Source organism: Natrinema gelatinilyticum (genome assembly GCF_024266705.1).
GTDB classification, from domain to species: Archaea; Halobacteriota; Halobacteria; order Halobacteriales; family Natrialbaceae; genus Natrinema; species Natrinema gelatinilyticum.
In genome coordinates this window covers 458,519-477,754 of sequence record NZ_CP100756.1, presented here as the reverse complement: position 1 = coordinate 477,754, position 19,236 = coordinate 458,519, and the positions used below count along the sequence as shown (strand labels likewise).

Below are 19,236 nucleotides of genomic sequence, written 5' to 3'. Positions count from 1 at the left end.
GGACCTCAGCTCGGAACGTACGGCGGGCTCATCGAACCCTGGGAGACGAGGTAGAGGCTCACCATCGTGAAAAAGACCATGACGACGATGAGCGGAAACTGGCTCCTGATCGCCTGCAGTTTGCCGGGGAACAGTTCGAAGGAGACGGTGTGTGCGATCCACACGGCGAGGATGTGGCCGACGAGGATGCCGGCTATCTCGACGTAGCCGAACCAGCCCGGCAGTGCATACTGGGTCGGATTCGGCGGCGGGTTCAGCGGCATCGCCAGGGCGTCGAGCAGCGACGGCCACAATGAGAGCCCAAAGCTGACGTAGTGGGCGAGGTGGTAGCCCGCTGCAATCGCCAGCAGCGGCGCGGCAAATCGGAGCCCGAGGTAGTGTCGTGAGAGGTACGTCTCGGCTCGCTCGCGAGTTCGATCGATGGCGAGCCAGTATACCTTCCAGAACAGACCGAAGCCGCCGACGAGCAAGCCCAGATAGACGAGGACCGGCGGTATCCCGAGCTCGACCAGTACTTCGATCGTACTGACGCCGAGTGGTGTGACGATGAACCCGCTGAAGGTCAGTTCCCAGACTAGCGCGAGGACGAACGCGACGAGCGAGGCGTCGGTGATGAGCTCGTCGTCGCTCAGCGCCGATCCCGGGTATCGCAGTTTCAAGCCGTCGTCGGTGCGCTGGATCGGTGCAACCGCACCGTAGCAGCGAAACCACAGCGAGAGCGGGTCGCCGCGGCGAAACCACGTTTCCGGCGAGTAGACGACCGCACTCGAGATCGTAAACAGCGAGTACACGACGAGAACCGCGAGAAGCGCGTCCGGAGACGACGTCAACGGTGCGACGACCTCGAGCCAGACGAACGTCAACAGAGCCACGACAGCGGGCCAGGAGCGGTACGATTCGGGGTACGATTCGTAGCCGTTCGGCAGCGCCGCCGCGATCCGGCGCCAGGGATTCAGCGCCGGCCACGGATTCCCGACAGTGTAGGTCACGATCGTCAGCAGTGCGCGTCCGCCGACGAACGTCGCCAAGACGGTCGCGCTGACCAGACCGATATTCGGCCCGGCGATCCCGGCGACGGCGATGACCGCGAGTCCGAGGACACCGATTGCGCCGAGAAGAAATGACCCGGCGGCCACCAGTCGTCGGGCCGGTGCCTCGAGCGCGCGGTCGTGGTAGGTTCCGATCACGCCGCGGTCGGTGACGAGCATCGTCAGCAGCGCCGAGGCGCCGACGGTACCGCCTCCCGTCGCGAGATACAGCCACGTCGGAACCGTCACGTCGGTCGACCCGGTGAGGCCCGCGGCGACGTTGCTCGCGGCGACGACGCCGATCCCTCCGGTAAGGGCCACGAGTGCGAGTGCCAGTACGATACCGGTCCGGCGAGCGAGAGCCGAACGTTCACTCATTGCCGGCTAGTCACGCTGGCGACGCATCTACGTGTCGCTTTGTGTTTTTCAACCGATCGCGTTCACGTCGGGTGCCGCGATCCATTCGATGGCATGAGGAAGGTATAAGTAGCCATCACTCACAATCCCCACCAATGACGAGCGTTCGGACCTACGCCCTGGTCTACGTAGCACTGATGTTGTTAGCGACGGGAAAATTTGTCTTCTTCCACTTCGAGGGCATCTTCACCTACGGGATGGCGGTCACCGGAACGCTAATCCTGGCCGCCACCAAGACGTCACTGATCGCCGGCTATTTCCAGCACCTGAAAGACGAACCGCGCTCGATCACCTACCTGATGCTCACGGCATTGTTCATGGTGCTCCTATTGACCCTCGCCGCCGGGTACTCGATCCAATAAGCGGGCGCGTATCGAGTTTTGGTCGCCGGTGATCGACCCAATTCGTGTCCGGTCTGTCTGGTCTGACCGTCTGTCTGGCTTCTCGTTTTGCACGTCGGTATCGTTCTGTCTGCGTTCTCGTCGCTATCGACGGTATCGTCGCCGAACCGTGTTTCGTCCCCCCTACAGTACTCACCCTCGAGTTTCACCCGTACGCCTCGCGCCTCTGGTTCGAATCCGAACCCGCCATCGACGGCGACGTCGGTCCGTTCGCCTCACCGATGACCGGGTTCGCGGGAGGCGTCGAAATCGGTGGAAGATTCCGGACGGTGGTGACCGGCCGGTGTCTCGGGATCGGTTGGGGATGATTCGGTCGTCGGAGAGAGGCTGACACCGGCACTGCTCGTTCGCGCTTCGCCGAGCCGGCGCGATACCTGGTCGAGACCATCGAAGAGAACGGAGAGCCGGTCGACTGTTTCGCGGGGGTTCGCGTGGAAGCGCCAGGGACTCCCCGTCTCGAAGTGGATATCGATCTGTCTCACGAGCGAGTGGCCGAGAGAGGTGGCGAACGTTCGCGGTCGGATGCCGGTCGCATCGCAGTCGGCGACGCGGATCGAATATGGGGTCTCCTCAAGCAGGGTCGCTCGAACGCCAGCCTCGAAGCCGCCGAACGCGAACGCGGCGAGCGATCGACGTGGTCGAAGAACTCGCGATCCAGTGGTCGCGGTCCCGTCGTGACGATCGTGTCGAACGAGCGACCGTCGATCGCCGACGTGATATCGTCGCCGTCGATCGGAACGACGTCGTCGCCGTCGAGTTCCGTATAGGCTCAAGGAACCGACGGCCCGTGTCCGAGCGCCGGTAGCTGGAGACGCTGTCGGCGAGTGCGAGACGAAGTGGCGTCGTCCGACCCCAGCCGAGGGTGCAATCGAGGCGATGGCCGGAGATATCGTCTGCGACGAGGGCGTACCAGCCATCGTATCCGACACCGAAGAGGGACGTCAGTACTGAGCGCGGCTCGAACGCCGCCTCGGGCAGCGAATCGACCGCGGCGTCGAGCTCGTCCCGCACGAATCGGTCGACGAACGACCGAACGGCTGGCGTATCGGTATCGAGTGGACGGGATTCGGGTGCACAGTCCGGCTACTGACTGTATCAAATATTGACATGATCGTGTTACCGATATAGAGTGCTCAATAATGGTATTGTTACCCACCGATGCCGGCAACGAAAGACGAGAGAACGGATGCCAGTCGCACCGCTCGTGGGACTCGGTAGCGGAAAGAACGAGGTATATCTATATATATCGGAACTGGTGACGACCGTTGAGGACCCGATCAGGTGAGCAAGGCGATCGTTTTCCTTGGATCGACCAGCCCGCTTAGCGTCACGAGAACGCCCCAGATGAGGACACCGAGGCCGATGACGCCGGCGAGGGCGACGATGTTCGACACGTACGGGACGAAAAACAGCACCGCGAGGCCCATGCTCGCAGAAATCAGGGCGATGAGAGCGACTGAGCGGGCGATCCGTGCGTAATCGAACCCGAGCTCCCGATACATCACGGCGACGTTGACCGTAGTGTAGATTCCGTAGGTGACCACGGTCGCGAACGCGGCACCAGGAACACCGAAGCGCGGGATCAAGAGCACGTTGAGGCAGGCATTGGCTGCGGAGGTCACCCCCTTCGCGACCGCGCGGTCAGATGCACGCCCGAGGTAGTCTAAGGCGTTGGTCGTCACGTTAGTGATGGCCTGGAAGACGACGTAGATCGCCATCAGCTGAAGGACGGGTGCGGCCCCGGCGTAATCGGCCCCGAACACCAGTCGAACGGCGGGATCCGCGACGAGGATCAACCCGACGGCAGCGGGAATGTAGAGGAGGAGGACGTACTGCAGTGTCGACTCGTAGATTCGGGCCGACTTCTCGAGCGCGTCGGTCGCTTTCTGCTCGCCGTAGGTGGGCGAGACTGAGAAGCCGAGCGAGCCAGCGGGGACGAGGACGAACTGGGAGATTTGCTTGCTGAGGACGTAGTAACTCACTGCGAGCGGATTGAGGAGGAATCCGACGAGGATCGTGTCGATTCGGTTGTCGAGTATGTTTGCGCTGGTCGACGCGGTCAGCGGAATACTGTACCTGAACATCCGGTTACGAAGGGCTTTCTCACCACCGTCGTCGTCGTAGGCCGTGTAGAATCGGCGGTAGAGAGCGACCAGTGTGACGATCGCCGCGAGCGCCGCGCCCACCACGTACCCGAGCATCGCACCGACGACACCCAGTCCGAGGACGGTCAGTGCGATGACGGATGCGACCCGCGTGACGTTGTTGACGACGCTGACGACAGCGCTGAGTTCGACGCGATTGAACCCCTGAAAGAGCGTCTGGCCGTAGGAGTTCAGTGACTGGAAGACGAGGTATATGCCGCCGACTATCAACAGCGTTGCCGCCTCCGGCGTGTTGAGGAGGCCCGCGAGACGCTCGTGGCCGACGACCATCGTACTGGTAACGATAGCGATCAAAACCAGACGATATCCCAGGGAAGTCCGGAGAATATACGGAATTTTCCCGTCGTCGGTCTCCTTGTACTCGGAGACGTAGCGCGCAGCCGAGCGGGCGCTTCCGAGGTCGGTCACCATGCTCGCGACGCCCAGGACCGCGACGACGAAGAACAACAGCCCGTACTCGTCGGGAGTGAGCAAGAAGCGAGCGAGCAACAACATCAACACCCCGTTGGCGATGTTCGTGACGAGGCGAGCCCCGAGCGTCGCCTTGAAGCCGTCGACGATCCGCTCAGTAACCGACATTGATCGATGAAATCGCCGAAGCGGTCACGTGACGACGATGGACCGGCGTCGTCGGTCTCGCTCTCACGAACCGAGCGTGGACTGCTGGACTGTCCCGTCGGTCTCGACGTGCGAAGACGTTCCTGATCACTGCCCGGACGGTCACTAACCGACGACATTGTTATCGCCAACCTACTGCAATCCGCGGTCGGTGGCCGCGACGAAGGAAACTCGTAATCGGCACATCGACCCTCGAGTTCCGTCGGGTTGCCTGATCTGATTCGAGCGTGACGGCCAGCCGGTAACCGCGAGCGTCTCCGTCAGCGGCGCCGGCGTCGACGGCGAGTCCCCAGGAGGGTACGCGATCCAGGGGACCGACGGTCGACTCACGTACGACGGTGAGCGGATCCGCGTCACTGAACGCGGTGCCACGACCTACGAGACCGAGATTGCGGCCGGTGCCGACTTCGAGACGCCGACCAGGGTCGCAGAATCGACGTCCAGGAATTGATCGACGATGCCCGCGCCAGCGGAGGGAGGAAAGCGTCGACAGCCGACTGACGGTCGGCGGACCGAAGCCGGTTTTGATGGCGGCGGACGAGGACCTCGCAGTTCGCTTCAGGCCCGTTCGAGGGCGGTCGCCAGGTCCGACTGTATTACGTCGACCTTACTGCGGTCGTAGAGTGCCGCTGCCGGGTGGAACGCCGGAACGACGGTCCGCCCCTCGCCCTCTCGCGAACCGCGCCCGTTCGAGGAGTCCGTGGTGTGCTGGAACCCGCTCTCGAACACCCGGCCGTGCAGATCCGTGATCGTTTCGTCGGTGTCGAGGAGTTCGTCGGTGGCGAAACTCCCCAGCGGAACGAGCACGTTCGGGTCGACGCGTTCTATCTCGGCTTCGAGGACCGGCCACCAGGCCTCGATCTCGGCGACGTACGGATCGCGGTTCTCGGGCGGTCGCACCTTGACGAGATTCGTAATGTACAGCTCCAAACGGTCGTGCCCACTCTCCTCGAGAACGCGATCGAGCTGCGCCCCGGCCTGGCCGACGAACGGCTCACCCTGCTCGACCTCTTGTTTGCCTGGGGCTTCGCCGATGAGCATCACGTCCGCGGACAACGGCCCGACGCCGGGGACGAACCGTTCTCGATCGTATTGATCGTCGGGTACTGCTTCGAGCGCGTTCGCGAACTCCGTCTCGAACTCCCACTCGATCTGATCGGTCATCGTGCGGGACTACGCCGGTGTCGGCAAACACCCTTTTGCCGACTTCTGCTCGACAGTCGCTCGAGTTGATTCGTCTCGGCCATCCCCGTCACGGTCCAGAGCACCGGCAGCGGTGAGCCCCTCTCTGCGAACCACTCCGTTTTCGCGTCGCGAACGGCGGCGGTACATTCGGACTACTGTGAGTCATTGCCGGTGCAACCGCGACCGTCCTGCGGGTGCACCGGTACATCGGTACAGCAGACCGTACAAGCCTCGAGGTCGACCGCTCCGTCGCCGATTTGACCGACCTGCCATCGTCGACGTCCCTGGCATGGACCAGCGGCGCTCGCCGCGTCGTCGTTTCGTTGCGTGGCGTTCACCCGCCGTCGTCGACCGTGTACTCGCTAATCCACGGGGGCATCGACCGATCCTTCGACCAGCTGAACAGGTGTCGTTTCTCGTTCGCGTAGTAGTACCGGTAGGCGTCGACGTAGTCGTCGGCACTCCACTCTCCCGTGAGCTGAGGCGGATCGTCGCGACCCTCGGCCGCCCACTCGAGGTCGAAGACGGCCGCCCCGTCCAGAGAGTGGACCGCGTCCCAGCAGCCGTGGCGCTCGGTCGAGTCGTGGTCCCAGCGGTAGCGCCACTCCTCGTGGGCAGCCCCGGTGTAGTCGCGCAGGTAGCGCCAGTTGGCGGCCGACCGCGCCGCCCAGCGGGTCAGCGGATGGTTCTGATGGGTGAAATACGGCGCGTCGGATTCCGGAAAGCCATTCAGTCGTACCGCGGTCGAAAGCACCATCGAGCACTCGAAAACGCTGCTGGTCACGTGCCGATCGACGAGCCACGCCGCTGCCTGCTCTACGTCGCGGTCGAGCCAGAAGGCGTTGACCATTCGAACGGACCGTCGCCGCGCAGGAAGGTAGGTCTCACACCGGCGACTGCCGATCGTCCACCGTCGTGCGAACGCAGCGCGAGAGGAGTGCGAACGCAGGCCGAATTCCTATTCCGTCGCTCGCAGACATTCGAACACTCGACGTCGGAACGGGTTCACTCACAGTCCGACTCCGGGATCGAACCATGCGAGACCTGAACATTGCGCTCCTGTCGATCGGCGGCCTGACCCTCGTCTTGAGCCTCGTCTCCGAATTGCTACAGGACAGGTCCTACTTGCCCTCGGAACCAATGGCTGCGGCGGCCCTGGGCGTCGCTCTGGGCCCCTACGGACTGGACATCCTCCACCTCGGCGGGATATCCGATCCCTTCGCCGTTCTGGAGCAGTTCGCCAGAGTCACGGTCGGACTCGCTGTCATGGCAGCCGCGCTCAGGCTCCCGCAACGGTATGTTCCGACGAACGCTCGAGCGATGTCGGCGGTTCTCGTCCCGGGGATGGTCGGCAAGTGGCTCGTCAGCAGCGGGCTCGTCTACGTACTGGTGAACGTTTCCGGCTGGACCGCACTTCTCATCGGCGCAATCGTGACGCCGACCGATCCGGTTCTCGCCGGCACGATCGTCACGGGCAATATCGCGGAGAGGTACATTCCGTCGTCGATACGAAACCTTCTCACCGCCGAATCGGGAGCTAACGACGGGCTCGCGTACCCGCTCGTCTTCCTTCCGCTGCTGGTCCTCCTGTACCCGCCCGAGCGAGCGATCGTCGACTGGGTGGTCGGGACGCTGCTCTGGGAGGTCGGCGCGGCCATCGCCATCGGCGCGGCCGTCGGTGCCACGGCCGGCTGGATCGAGAGCGAGTCCAGCGAACGCGCCTTCCTCGAGAAGTCGTCGCTGCTCAGCGTGACCGTCGCGTTCACCTTTGCCGTCCTCGGCGGCGTCAAACTGCTCGGAAGCGACGGCATCCTCGCGGTATTCGTCGCTGGGCTACTCTTCAACCGGTTTGCCGAGGCGACCGACGAAGTCGACGAACAGAAGGTCCAGGAGACGGTGCTTCGCCTGTTCACGTTCCCGATCTTCGTCCTCTTCGGCCTGGCGCTGCCGTGGGACCAGTGGCTCGCCCTGGGCTGGTCGGGTGTTGCGCTCGCGGGTTGCATCCTCCTGTTCCGGCGCGTGCCCATGATGGTCGTGTTCGACCGCACCGTCGATCCGATCGGGACACGCGGTGCGCTCTTTGCCGGCTGGTTCGGGCCGATCGGTATTGCGGCGATCTTCTATGCGACCATCACTCACCGGCTCCTGGGCAACGAACTCGTCTGGGGCGTGACCAGCCTCGTCGTCGCGAGTTCGATACTGGTCCACGGCATCACGGCGACGCCCCTGACGAAACTATACGGCCGCTCGATCGGACGAGTACAACAGCAGTCGGAGGATCGAGACGAAACAGACTCATCGTCGACGTTCGCCAACGTCTGAGATCGGCGACACGGATGCGGGTCCGAGCGACCTGACGTGTTTCGGACCCGTAGACTCACGGAACGGGGGTCCCAGAAACGATGGAACGGACAGTCGTCCTCGGGTGCGGCGAAGCGGGATTGATCGCGGCGGCGTCCCTCGAGCGGGCCGACGAGACGGACGTGGTCGTCGTCTCCGATCGGGATTTCCACGTGTTCTCGTTTCTCCTTTACGATGTGCTCGAGGGGACGCCGTTTGCCGACGCGTGCCTCGACCTCCGAAGCGTGTTCCGCGACAAGGACGTCACCTTCGTCCAGGGTATCGCCAACGAGGTGGACGTATCGAACCACAAGATAGAACTTCGGAGCGGGGCACTGACCTTCGATACACTCCTGATTGCGGTCGGCGGCGTGACGACGTACTCGATCGACGATCGGAGACACGTCTCCGATATCCGGACCGACGCACGCGAGGTACGGGACGGAGTGAGGTCTCCCGACGTTCACGATGTCGTCATTGTCGGCGGGGGGCCCGTAGGCGTCGAGACGGCCGCGACGCTCTCGACCATCCCCGAAAACGTTGACTCGACGCTCCTCACGTCGAGTCACCGTTTGCTCCCAGACTTTCCGCCGCGGGCGGGTCGGCTCGCCGAACGACACCTCCGACACCGATCGGTCGACGTTCGATCGGATGCTCGAGTGAGTGATGTGACGGAGGATCGCGTCGTTCTCGACGACGGACGCGCCGAGCAAAGCGACCTGACCATTTGGGCGGGAGGCGTCCGACCGAATCCGGTGATCCAACGGTTCGGCCTCCCGGTGACCGACCGCGGCCTGCGAGTCGATCGCTTCCTCCGCTGCGATGGGACCGACGACGTGTATGCAGCCGGCGACGTGGTCGATTATCCGGGAAAAGTAAACGACGGCTACTCGGCGGGGCGAGAAGCCAGAACTGCTGCAAAGAACGCCGTTCGTGACGTTCGGGGACGACGACCGAGAGAACACGACATCCGATGGCATCCGAGAGTCGTACACCTCGGTGACAACGCCGCGATAGTTGCGATGAACGGGGTCGTTCACGCCGGTCGTGGTCCGGCGCTCCTTCGAACCGTCGCGGTCGAGAGCTATCCGTTCTTCTGGAAATCCCTCTATTGACGACGTCCGTCGCCGAATACACCGCTGTCCGTCTACTCGACGGTGCCGAGGTCAGTGACGGTGCTGGGGATGGGGAGGGACGTATCCGTGATCCGACCGACGGAACGGACCAGTCTTCGCGTCTGGCGGGCCACTCGGGCACGTCTGCGACTTCTATTCTCGCATCCATCGACGGCGACGAGGAGGGAAAACCGAAGGAGGAAATTTCCGCCTCCAGATCGTAGCACGCTGAACATGGTGCGAACCGCGATCCAGTTGTACACGCTGCGCGATCTCGAGGGTGGACTCCCGGCCCTCCTCCGTCGCGTCGGCGAAACCGAGTTCGACGGCGTGGAGTTCGCCGGATTCGGCGAGACGTCAGCATGGGAGACAGCCGAGGTACTGAAAGCGACCGGACTCGAGGCTGCGAGCGCTCATATCGGGATCGACGTACTCGAGGACGACCCGGACAGCGTCCGCGAGGCGTGCACTGCCCTCGAATGCGAACACGTCGTCGTCCCCCATCTCGCCGAGGAACACTTCGAAGACTCGATGGCGGTTCGGGAGACCGCAACTCGGCTCTCGGATCTCGCTGACAGACTCGCTGATCGCGACCTCGCGCTCGGCTATCACAACCACGACCACGAGTTCGTCGACCTCGTAGACGACGACCGAAGCGCCTTCGAGCTGCTGCTCGACGTAACCGACGACGCCCTCTCGATCGAACTCGACGTCGGGTGGGCGACCGCGGCCGGTCACGACCCCATCGCGCTGCTCGAGCGTCTCGAGAGGCGCGCACCACTGGTACACATCAAAGATATCGCCGACGGTCACCCGGTCGAACTCGGTGACGGAGTGGTAGACATCGATGGATGTGTGGCAGCCGCCCGCGACGCCGGGGCCGAATGGCTGATCTACGAGCACGACGAGCCAGTGGATCCAGCTGCGTCGCTGGAACACGGCGCACAGACGTTGGCGGAATATCGCGACTAACTCGTCGCTCGCCGGCCCAAGGTTTTGCCCGTGGGCCGAACGCGAGAACGGGTTCGTCACCGCTACACAGTTTTCGGCTCGAGGCCGCCAGCAAGGGATCGTGTGAGTGTGAGTGTGTGAGTGAAACGGTAGTTGCGAGGTACTGATCGAGTAGTTGTGTACTCCAGCCTCTGTTTCACAGGAACAGACTCGAGATGATGTCGACGAACAGAAGCAGTAGTATCACGGCGGCGATCGTCACGGCGATCCACACGCCGAGAGTAATCGCCGTCGTTCTGGCCATCGTTCGTTTGTCATCCATAGGTCACGACGCGGAGAACGTTTCAGCGGACGTAGTGCTCACGTGGGCCGTCGAGCCTACGAAACGAGAGCCACGATATCGTGGGGTTGATTGCCGTCGGTTTGTCACCGCGTCGGACTTCGTCCTCCGTTCGTTGCTATCGCATCGGAATGCGGTCTCCATGCTCGGGACCGCGACGGCCGGGTTCAGCCGTCGGGACCGCAGACACCCGCTGAAACACTGCCTCCGGATCACGGTGCCAGTGCCAGTGCCAGCGCGTCTTCACGAGACACCACAGTTTCCGGGCTGTCGACAGCGACGGTTTGGACGAGAGGACGTCGTAATCCTGTGATCGGATCACGGTGTGGTGTTCGGCGTAGAGGACCGCCGCCAGCAAGACCGGGAGCTGGCAGTCCTCGGGGAGGTACCGAATCCCGGCGACGCCCTCCCGGTAGAGGGCTTCCGTTCGCTGAAGTTCGCTGGCCATCGCCGCCGCGAACGAGTCGGAGTACTCGAGTCGTTCGATCTGTGCGGGATCAACATCGTGTTCCCGGAACGTCTCCTGCGGGATGTAGATCCGCCCGCGCTCGAGAACGTCCTCCCGAACGTCTCGCAGGAAGTTCGTCATCTGGAAGGCCTCACCGAGTTTGACGGCGTGGGGAAGCGCGGTCTCCTCGGCGTCGGGTTCCATGATTGCGGTCATCATGACGCCGACGGAGGCGGCCGACCCCCGCATGTAGGACTCGAGATCGGCGTACGTCTCGTACCGGCTCGTCTCGATGTCGGTCGCCATCGCGTCGATGAAGGTGTCGATCTCCTCGTCGGTGATCCCGTAACGCTCCCGGAGTTCCTGAAACGCCTCGAGAACGGGGTCGTCGGGCGCCTGCTCGCCGAGTGCCTGGGCCCGGAGGTGCTCGAGTTGGGTCCGCTGGATCTCGGAGTCGACACCGTCGGCGTCGTCGACGACCTCGTCTGCGATCCGGAAGAACGCGTAGAGGACGTGGGTGGCGCGTCGAACTCGCTCGGGGAGAAACCGCGTTGCGAGATAGAACGTCTTGCCGGTCCGCTTCTGTATCGCCTTGCTTTCGTTGATGTGTTCCTGTTGCATCCTCGGCCTCGTTGACTCCGTCTGACGGCGGTCGGATGAGCATCCTACAACAGGTGTATATAAAGTACCAGTCCCTCACTATGTATACTCACATCGAATCGGACGGATTCCCGCGACGGGTACCGACTCGGCTCGGGGGGCTCACTCGAAGAGTTCGTCGAGCAGTTTCCGCTGAGCGGTCCGCAAGTGCTGGTGAAAGGTCGACCGGGAGATATCCATCGACTCGGCCAGCTCTTCGCCCGACACGTCGCGAGGCCACTCGAAGTAATTGGCGTAATAGGCCGTCCGGAGCGCCGTGAGTTGGCGATCCGTCAGGGCCGATTCGAGTCGGGCCGTCGTATCCCGTGGCGCCTGCGTTGGGTCCTCCCGTTCGTGGTAGCTGACCAGTTCCACGCGATCGTACCGGCGCTCGAACAGATCGTAGACAGACCGCGCGGACTGTCCATCCGCCAGTTCGATCTCGAGGTCGGCGATCCCATCGGAAGCCGTACACTCTCTGAGCACCGCACCGTGTTCGTTCAGCGCCGGTATCAGTCCGCTCGGTGCCCTGACCTCGAGGACGGTGCTGTCCTCCGCATCCGAAAGGATCGTTACAGTTCGATCGTCGCCGGCCGTAGCGGACAGGTCGTCGGCCGATACGCCGCGGTCGACGGTGAGGAAGACGAGCGGCGTGCCGTCGCGGTCGTACGTCTGCCCACGATAGCTGATCGCGGCATCGATTTCGTCGGATAGGTTCGTGACGAACAGTGAGGGGTCTTCGATAGCGAGTTCGATGGCGACTACGGTTTCGCTCGTAAGCATTCGCCTGGTCTCGAGTGCATTCATCGCGGTTGCGACCGTCTCGGAAAGCGACTCGAGGACGAGGAGTTCACGCTCGTCGAACGCGTCGGGTTCGCCAGCGAACACGACGAGGACGCCGTAGACGACGTCGCCGTACGTAATGGGGAGTGCAGCGACGGACTGGAGATGCTCCCCGGCTCCCGTCGGCCACCACTCGTCTGCACCGTCGAACGACGCGATGTCCTGGATCGTCTGCGGACTGTCGGTGGACAGCGCCCGGACGGCGGGGTGAGCGTCGTCGGTCTCGAGGACGAGTTCGTCGTCCTCGAGCGGGAACTCGTTCTCGCTGACCCACTCTCGGGGTGATAATCGTCGATTCGTGACGTCGACGCAGCCGATCCAGGCGAGAACGTAGGGGTCGGTCTCGACGAGCCGCCGACAGACGTCCCGTTCGATTTCCGTTCTCGTCCCTGCACCGACGGCGGCGTCGGTGACGTCCTGGACCAATCCGTCGACGCGCTCGAGGACGTGTTCGAGCGCCTGGCGCTCCTGGCGCAACTCATCGGCGGTCTCCGAGGCGGCGATTTCCGCCAGTTTTCGCTCGGTGATCTCGAGGTGGACGAGCGAGGCCAGTCGCTCGCCGTCGTGGCTGAACTGATTGACTCGCATCAAAAACCAGCGCTTTTCCTCGGGTGAGTGACACGGATATTCCATCGAGAACGATTCCTGATCGCCCGCGAGTACGGCCTCGATGCCCACTATCGACCGCTCGGCGTATTCGTCGTTGTCGACGGCCGTCGTCGCGAGGTAATTGTGGCCCACGTGGTCGACCGTCGCATCGTCGGGACCGAACTCGCGCCAGGACCGGTTGGTCAGTAGGATCTCTCCGTCGTCGTCGATGATAGCCACGGTGATCGGGAGCGTCTCGAGGGCCGCTGCGGCGAGATTGTGGCGGATATCCATCGGATGATCCTATGCCTTTCTACCCCATAACGAACGCGAGTGACTCGTGCGAGCGGCGCTCGGTCCGCGTAGCGGAGTCGTTCATCTGCTGTGGTCCGACAGCCTCCCGGAGCGAGGGGAGTTTCACAGCAGTAATTCGACCCTCCTCGATCGGTTTGCCGACCGGGGGAACCGACACGAGCCGCATGTACCAGATCGAACGGACGCCGTCACTGTCTCTCGAGACCACGAACGATCGGATTATCCTCGGCGAGACCGTCGGCGGTACCGTTACCGACGAATACGGCGACTCAGTCGGTCCGGACGGTACCGATACCGACAGTGAGGAAGTCGAGAACACGAGTACCAATTCCGAAGAACCGGCCTCGGACGACGGCGTCCCCAGATTCAGCCGACCGGCCGCCTCCGTCGCAGTTGCGCCACTCGTCGGCGGACTCGCGGTTCGTCGCCGGTGATAACTGTCGCCGCACGATGGATCTGGAAATAAAAATTATATTATATTTCCAGAAACTCTTTTATATCCGTTCGTGGACATCTTCTACGGAGATCAGGCGTGCTGGGATACTGATCCACTTCGACGACGATCCGGGTGCCGGATCGGCGGACTCCTGTCATCACGGTCCGCCACGGGACAGGTACTCGAAGACGGTGGGTACGGTGACGAGGAGATCTCCGATCGAACTCCGCGCGAACGGACGGTGCGGGCCGAGGACTGTTCGCCTCCGTTCAGATCCCACCGACCGAACGCGTTGTCCACGCTCACCCCCTGTCACGGACGTCTCGCCGCCGATCACCACACGGTGATCGGCCGCTCGACCCGTTGGAACCGGTGACACTCATCGTCGAGTGGACAAACGACTATGGGGATCTATGGCATAACGATGGATATGGCGAGTGCCCATTCACCCCACGGACAGTCACGGTGTCGAAACTGCGGTTTCGAAGCACCCGGCGGGGACGACGAGTGGCAACGGATTACGGTCCCGAAATTGGGTCGAATGACCCAGTGCCCCTCGTGTGAAAGCACGGACGTAATCACGAGTCGCTGACTGCAGTCACTCGAATCGGCGGGAGCTTCTCCAGCGCGTGAAGCGAACCGCTTCGACGCGAGGAACGCGAGCGGACCCCGCACGCAGACAGATTCTTGGGGCGGACGCGCCAAGGGACGATCATGAGCAACGAGACAAATCGCGTCCCAGCGAGCGACGAGGAGTGGCGCGAGGAATTGAGCGACGAGGAGTACCGAGTCCTCCGCGAAGCCGGCACAGAGCCCCCCTTTAGCGGCGAGTTCGTCGAGCACACTGACGAAGGGACGTACGTCTGTGCGGGCTGCGGTGCCGAACTGTTCGATTCCGAAACGAAGTTCGAGTCCGGATGCGGCTGGCCGAGTTTCTACGACGTCGACGACGACCGGGTCGAGACTCGGACCGACACGAGCCACGGCATGCGCCGAACCGAAGTGCTGTGTGCAAACTGCGGCGGCCACCTCGGCCACGTTTTCGAGGACGGCCCCGATCCGACGGGCAAACGATATTGCATCAACTCGGTCGCCCTTGGATTCGACGAATCCTAACCGCTCTCTCGGTCGGACCGAACGGTCGAATTCGACTCGAGAAACGAGTGCGGACAAAGCCACCGGAAAACGAGCGCCGCCGAACGGGCAATTGCAGGCAGCGTTCTTTTTTAGATACCAGCCTCAGTGGCGGGTATGTCCGATGAACGACCGACGGCGGCGGAACTGCGTCGGGGACTCACCGTCGAAATCGTTCAGGGCGATCAAGACGTCCGGTCCAGCGATACCGAGCCGATAATCGGCGAGATCGCCTCAGTGTACGGCGACGAACTGGAGGGGCCGCAGGTCAAACTGAAAAGTGGCGTCGTCGGACACGTCCAGTCGGTCGTCGCCGACGAATAGTAGCCTATTTGACTGGTTTCACATTTCTAATAAAATCGGATATTGGTTTGAAGTGTCCTTGAAACTCGGTGATCGTATCCGATATTCAAACACTAATCGAACTCGTTCCGATACATTCATAGTTGCTGTTGAGTAAGGACCACCTATGGTACCTGATGGCAAACCAATCGGACGACCGGTGGACGCATCGAGCGACGTGGTGGCCTCGATCGACGAAATCGACGGCCAGTCGCACCTCGTCATCGCCGACATCGGCCGCGACGACGCCTGGATCGCGATGTCGACGTCCGAAACGCCGGTTTTGGACGACGAGCGATAATCCGAAACGGGGCCGTCTGAGTACCGCCGGCCGATCAGCCGCGCCTGTTCTTCGATTCGTTCGACCCGTCCGACGCGTTGGATTCGCGTCAGTCAGCGACCGATCGTCGTGAACGGAACGATGCTTTCTATCGGCAGCGGTTCGTAGGGAAACCGAATGGCTTCCGCATGGACGCTTGACGACGCTCGAATCCTCGTCGTCAAACCACCTGAGAAGGATTCAGTGACCCTATCGAGCGCGCTCGATGACGACGTGTACGACGTGATCGAGGTTTCGACCGCTGACGCGGCGCTCGAGTCCATCGCGTCTCGTTCCGTCGACTGTCTCCTGACCGCGCAATCATTCCCGAAGTCGGAGTTGACTGGTCTCGGCCTCCTCGAGGCGGTCCGCGAGCGTGACCCCGACCTCCCGGTCGTGCTCGCCCCAGCCGATGGTGACGAGTCGCTGGCCAGCGATTCGATCGCCGCGGACGTCACCGCGTACATTCCGCACGATGGTACCGAAGACGAGACGATCGAGGACTGTCGGACGGCGATCGAACGGGCGCTCTCGAGGGGACAGACGCGGCGGCGTCGACGAGCCCGCGCTCGCCAGTTCGAAGCGATCTTCGAGGATCCGGAGACGTACTCGTGGATACTCGAGTCGGACGGAATCGTGCGGCGGGCCAACGAGCCCGCACTCGCGGCGACCGACGCGAGCGACGTTCTCGGCCGACCGTTCCAGGACCTTCCCCTGTGGCAGCAGACCGCCGATGGCCCCGCGAAAGTTCGAGGGACGATCGAGCGAGCAGCGACCGGCGCGGTCGCCCACCGGGAATTGACCCAGGTCCCCGCCGATGAGACCTGCGTGGCCGACCTGACTCGGACTAAATCGCCGAGCGGGACCGAGCGACCGGAGGCGGTCCGCACGCTCGAGATGACCGTCCGGCCTATTCGAGACGAGTCGGGCGAAGTCGACTCGCTACTCGCGCGGGCGACCGACGTTACCGAGCGCGCCCGCCTCGAGCGGGATCTCCGTCAGTCCGAGGAGCTCCATCGGGTGACGCTCAACAACATGACGGACACCGTTCTCATCACCGACGACGACGGCGCGTTCACCTACGTCTGTCCGAACGTCCACTTCATCTTCGGGTACTCCGACGACGAGATTCACGAAATGGGCTCGATCGACGAACTGCTCGGTCCTGACCTCTTCGACCGCGCCGATCTCGAGTCGGCCGGCGTGTTGACCAACATCGAGTGTACGGCGACAGATAGAGCGGGTCGCGAACACACCCTGCTGGTCAACGTTCGCGAGGTTTCGATCCAGGGTGGGACGACCCTCTACAGCTGTCGTGATATCACAAAGCGAAAGCGCCGCGAGGAGGCGTTGACGGCGCTCCACCGGACCGCCCGCCAGCTCCTGTACGCCGAGACCGACCGCGAGATCGCCGACATCGTCGTCGCGGACGCGACTGACGTACTGGACCTGGAAGCCAGCGCCGCGTACCTGTTCGACACGGACGAGAACGTGTTCCGACCGGTCGCGTCCTCGATGGGGATGGAGCGGTTGCACGGTCCGGTTCACGATCATCGGGCAACCGAAGACAGTATTCCCGGACGCGTCTTCGTCGACGGTCAGAGTCGGTTCTTCTCGGACGTCCACGACTCTCCGTCGCTTTCGAATCCCGGGACCGATCTGCGCAGCGCGGCGTACGTTCCACTTGGGGATCACGGCGTCTTCGTCGTAGGATCGGCGACGTCGGGAACGTTCGACGAGGTCTCGCGCGAACTGACGGACCTGCTGGCGGCGACCGCGGAAGCAGCACTCGATCGGGTCGAACGGGAGCGGACGCTCCGCGAGCGGGATCGCGAACTCGAGCGCCGGAACCGTCAGCTCACCCGCCTCAACGAGATCAACGAGATAATCAGGGAACTCGATCAGGCACTGGTCAGGGCTGAGACGCGCGAGGAGATCGAACGCGCCGTTTGCGATCGGCTCACGACCGCTGACCGTTTCTCGTTCGCCTGGATCGGCACGGAAGACGCGAGCGGTGACCGCCTCGAGTCGCGGACTCACGGTGGCACGAGCGAGGGACGTGAGTACCTCGATAGCGTCTCGCTTTCGCTCGCGGACGGGAGCGAACCCGCCGTCAGGACGGCGACTGGTGGCGAGGAAACTGTCGTTTTGAACGTGGCCGATGGATTGCGCGAGGAAGCGTGGCGTTCGGAGGCGCTCGCACGTACGTACCAGTCGGCTGTGAGCATCCCGATGGCTTACGACGAATTCACGTACGGCGTTCTGACGGTTTATGCGGACCAGCCGGGGGCGTTCGACGACATGATTCGTGCCGTCCTCGCGGAACTCGGCGAGACGATCGCCTCTGCGATCGTCGCGGTCGAGCGAAAGCACGCCCTGCTGTCGAACGCGAGCACACGACTCGAGTTCGAGGTAGCCGACGAGGCGTTCGTCTTTTCGCGTCTCGCCCGGCAAACCGACTGTGTCCTCTCGTTCGACGGGGGCATCCGCCAGCGCGAAGACGGTGTATCGGTGATCGTCACCGTCGACGGAGCGCGGCCAGATGCCGTCGCCGCCGCGGCCGACGAACTCGTCGCCGTCGACGGCGCACGAGTCATCAGCTTCGATCGGGACGCTGGCGACAGCGCGGACGCACGCGGTAGCGACGGTAACAACGAACTCGGTAGCGAAAGCGAGGTGGGAGACGGTGTTGGTGGCGCGATCCTCGTCGATCTCTCACGGCCGGTGTTCGCCCTGCAGCTCGCGGATCACGGTGTCGTCGTCCGGAGCGTCGAGGCAACGCCCTCGAGCACGCGAGTCGTCGTCGATGTTCCCAGGTCAGTCGATGCGCGAGAAAGCGCAAACATCGTCTCGAGGGTGTTTTCGGGAGTCGAACTCCAATCCAAGCAGACCGTCGAACAGACGACGTCCGGGGATTTCCACACCGACCTACGCGACCGTCTCACCGAGCGACAGCTCGAAGTTGTTCGCCTGGCCTACTACGGCGGCTACTTCGAATCACCGCGGGAACAATCCGGCGAAGACATCGCCGAGACACTCGATATTTCGCCGGCCGCGTTCTACCGACACGTTCGGACGGTGCAGCGCAAGCTCTTCGAGAGTATCTTCGACGAAATCACTCTTCCGGCGACGTCGACGGACGGAATCGAATAGCGAACCGCTCTCTTCGCCGAGAATCAGTCGCGTCGGCGAGACGGACCATCGACGATGCTGTCCTCGAGCACCCCGTAGCGGTCGACCGGGTGATGATCTCGCTCGAGCGAATCGAGAGATTCACGAGATGAGCGGTCTCCGGCCCTCACGAACGTTGACGAGTGTTTTATCGGTTTATCGCCGATCCAGAATCCGGCCTACCGCCATCCGAACGGCGACGACGGCAACAACGCTACCGACTGAGAACGTACTCGGCGCTGAGATCACGGCCTCACTGTCTTATTCCTTGACTTCGAACGTCGAGTGGTTGTCAGTTTCACCAGTGACAACAAACAGCGTTATCCTGACTTACTCATATGGTAGTCACGAAAAGGGGCGTTGCAGAACGCGCAAGGGTCAGCACCCACGACTGGTGGTTCGTGCCTGACAGCGAGAGCCGCACCGTCCATGCAGGCCAAA

At 62.9% G+C, this 19,236-nt stretch carries 17 protein-coding genes; 9 read left to right on the top strand and 8 right to left on the bottom strand.

Annotated features, from left to right (window positions below; genetic code table 11):
• Positions 1–5: 5 nt before the first annotated feature.
• Positions 6–1,406, bottom strand: a complete 1,401-nt coding sequence (locus NJU76_RS02225) for a hypothetical protein (RefSeq protein ID WP_254531183.1) — start codon at positions 1,404–1,406, stop codon at positions 6–8.
• 134 nt (positions 1,407–1,540) lie between these two features.
• On the opposite strand from NJU76_RS02225, the gene NJU76_RS02220 reads away from it, so the two are divergent.
• Positions 1,541–1,807: a cytochrome C oxidase subunit IV family protein gene (locus NJU76_RS02220; protein WP_254524856.1), complete on the top strand. Its 267-nt coding sequence runs from the start codon at positions 1,541–1,543 to the stop codon at positions 1,805–1,807.
• Between the two features lie 254 nt (positions 1,808–2,061).
• Here the strand turns inward: NJU76_RS02220 and NJU76_RS02215 are convergent, their stop codons facing one another.
• The 4 genes from NJU76_RS02215 to NJU76_RS02200 form a co-directional block, all read right to left on the bottom strand.
• The gene (locus NJU76_RS02215; protein ID WP_254531182.1) at positions 2,062–2,619 is read right to left on the bottom strand and encodes a hypothetical protein; all 558 of its coding nucleotides are present in this window, start codon (positions 2,617–2,619) and stop codon (positions 2,062–2,064) included.
• 504 nt (positions 2,620–3,123) lie between these two features.
• Positions 3,124–4,590 (bottom strand): flippase, encoded by a 1,467-nt coding sequence (locus NJU76_RS02210; RefSeq protein ID WP_254531181.1) that lies wholly within the window; start codon positions 4,588–4,590, stop codon positions 3,124–3,126.
• Between the two features lie 597 nt (positions 4,591–5,187).
• Positions 5,188–5,793: a uracil-DNA glycosylase gene (locus NJU76_RS02205; RefSeq protein ID WP_254531180.1), complete on the bottom strand. Its 606-nt coding sequence runs from the start codon at positions 5,791–5,793 to the stop codon at positions 5,188–5,190.
• Positions 5,794–6,148: 355 nt separating this feature from the next.
• Positions 6,149–6,664 carry a hypothetical protein gene (locus tag NJU76_RS02200; protein ID WP_254531179.1) on the bottom strand — a complete coding sequence of 172 codons (516 nt, stop codon included), beginning with the start codon at positions 6,662–6,664 and terminating at the stop codon, positions 6,149–6,151.
• Positions 6,665–6,849: 185 nt separating this feature from the next.
• Here NJU76_RS02200 and NJU76_RS02195 point away from each other — a divergent pair, with 185 nt between their 5' ends.
• The 3 genes from NJU76_RS02195 (at position 6,850) to NJU76_RS02185 (ending at position 10,241) form a co-directional block, all read left to right on the top strand.
• The gene (locus tag NJU76_RS02195; RefSeq protein ID WP_254531177.1) at positions 6,850–8,136 is read left to right on the top strand and encodes a cation:proton antiporter domain-containing protein; all 1,287 of its coding nucleotides are present in this window, start codon (positions 6,850–6,852) and stop codon (positions 8,134–8,136) included.
• 80 nt (positions 8,137–8,216) lie between these two features.
• Positions 8,217–9,269, top strand: a complete 1,053-nt coding sequence (locus NJU76_RS02190; RefSeq protein WP_254531176.1) for an NAD(P)/FAD-dependent oxidoreductase — start codon at positions 8,217–8,219, stop codon at positions 9,267–9,269.
• Positions 9,270–9,503: 234 nt separating this feature from the next.
• Complete coding sequence (locus NJU76_RS02185) at positions 9,504–10,241, top strand: sugar phosphate isomerase/epimerase family protein (RefSeq protein WP_254531175.1); 738 nt, start codon at positions 9,504–9,506, stop codon at positions 10,239–10,241.
• Positions 10,242–10,416: 175 nt separating this feature from the next.
• Here the strand turns inward: NJU76_RS02185 and NJU76_RS26495 are convergent, their stop codons facing one another.
• From NJU76_RS26495 to NJU76_RS02175, 3 genes are all read right to left on the bottom strand, one after another.
• Complete coding sequence (locus NJU76_RS26495) at positions 10,417–10,542, bottom strand: hypothetical protein (RefSeq protein ID WP_256566135.1); 126 nt, start codon at positions 10,540–10,542, stop codon at positions 10,417–10,419.
• Between the two features lie 136 nt (positions 10,543–10,678).
• Positions 10,679–11,629 carry a phytoene/squalene synthase family protein gene (locus NJU76_RS02180; RefSeq protein ID WP_254531174.1) on the bottom strand — a complete coding sequence of 317 codons (951 nt, stop codon included), beginning with the start codon at positions 11,627–11,629 and terminating at the stop codon, positions 10,679–10,681.
• A gap of 141 nt (positions 11,630–11,770) precedes the next feature.
• Positions 11,771–13,372, bottom strand: coding sequence for a bacterio-opsin activator domain-containing protein (locus NJU76_RS02175; RefSeq protein WP_254531173.1), 1,602 nt, complete (start codon positions 13,370–13,372; stop codon positions 11,771–11,773).
• Positions 13,373–13,557: 185 nt separating this feature from the next.
• Between NJU76_RS02175 and NJU76_RS02170 the strand changes: the two genes are divergently transcribed.
• The 5 genes from NJU76_RS02170 (at position 13,558) to NJU76_RS02150 (ending at position 18,777) form a co-directional block, all read left to right on the top strand.
• Positions 13,558–13,827, top strand: a complete 270-nt coding sequence (locus tag NJU76_RS02170) for a hypothetical protein (RefSeq protein ID WP_254531172.1) — start codon at positions 13,558–13,560, stop codon at positions 13,825–13,827.
• A 716-nt stretch (positions 13,828–14,543) separates the two neighbouring features.
• Positions 14,544–14,945, top strand: a complete 402-nt coding sequence (gene msrB / locus NJU76_RS02165) for a peptide-methionine (R)-S-oxide reductase MsrB (RefSeq protein ID WP_254531171.1) — start codon at positions 14,544–14,546, stop codon at positions 14,943–14,945.
• Between the two features lie 135 nt (positions 14,946–15,080).
• The gene (locus NJU76_RS02160) at positions 15,081–15,287 is read left to right on the top strand and encodes a DUF2196 domain-containing protein (RefSeq protein WP_254531170.1); all 207 of its coding nucleotides are present in this window, start codon (positions 15,081–15,083) and stop codon (positions 15,285–15,287) included.
• Between the two features lie 145 nt (positions 15,288–15,432).
• Positions 15,433–15,606 carry a DUF7556 family protein gene (locus tag NJU76_RS02155; RefSeq protein WP_254531169.1) on the top strand — a complete coding sequence of 58 codons (174 nt, stop codon included), beginning with the start codon at positions 15,433–15,435 and terminating at the stop codon, positions 15,604–15,606.
• Positions 15,607–15,762: 156 nt separating this feature from the next.
• Entirely contained in the window at positions 15,763–18,777 is a 3,015-nt protein-coding gene (locus NJU76_RS02150) for a bacterio-opsin activator domain-containing protein (protein ID WP_254531168.1), read from the top strand.
• Positions 18,778–19,236: the final 459 nt, after the last annotated feature.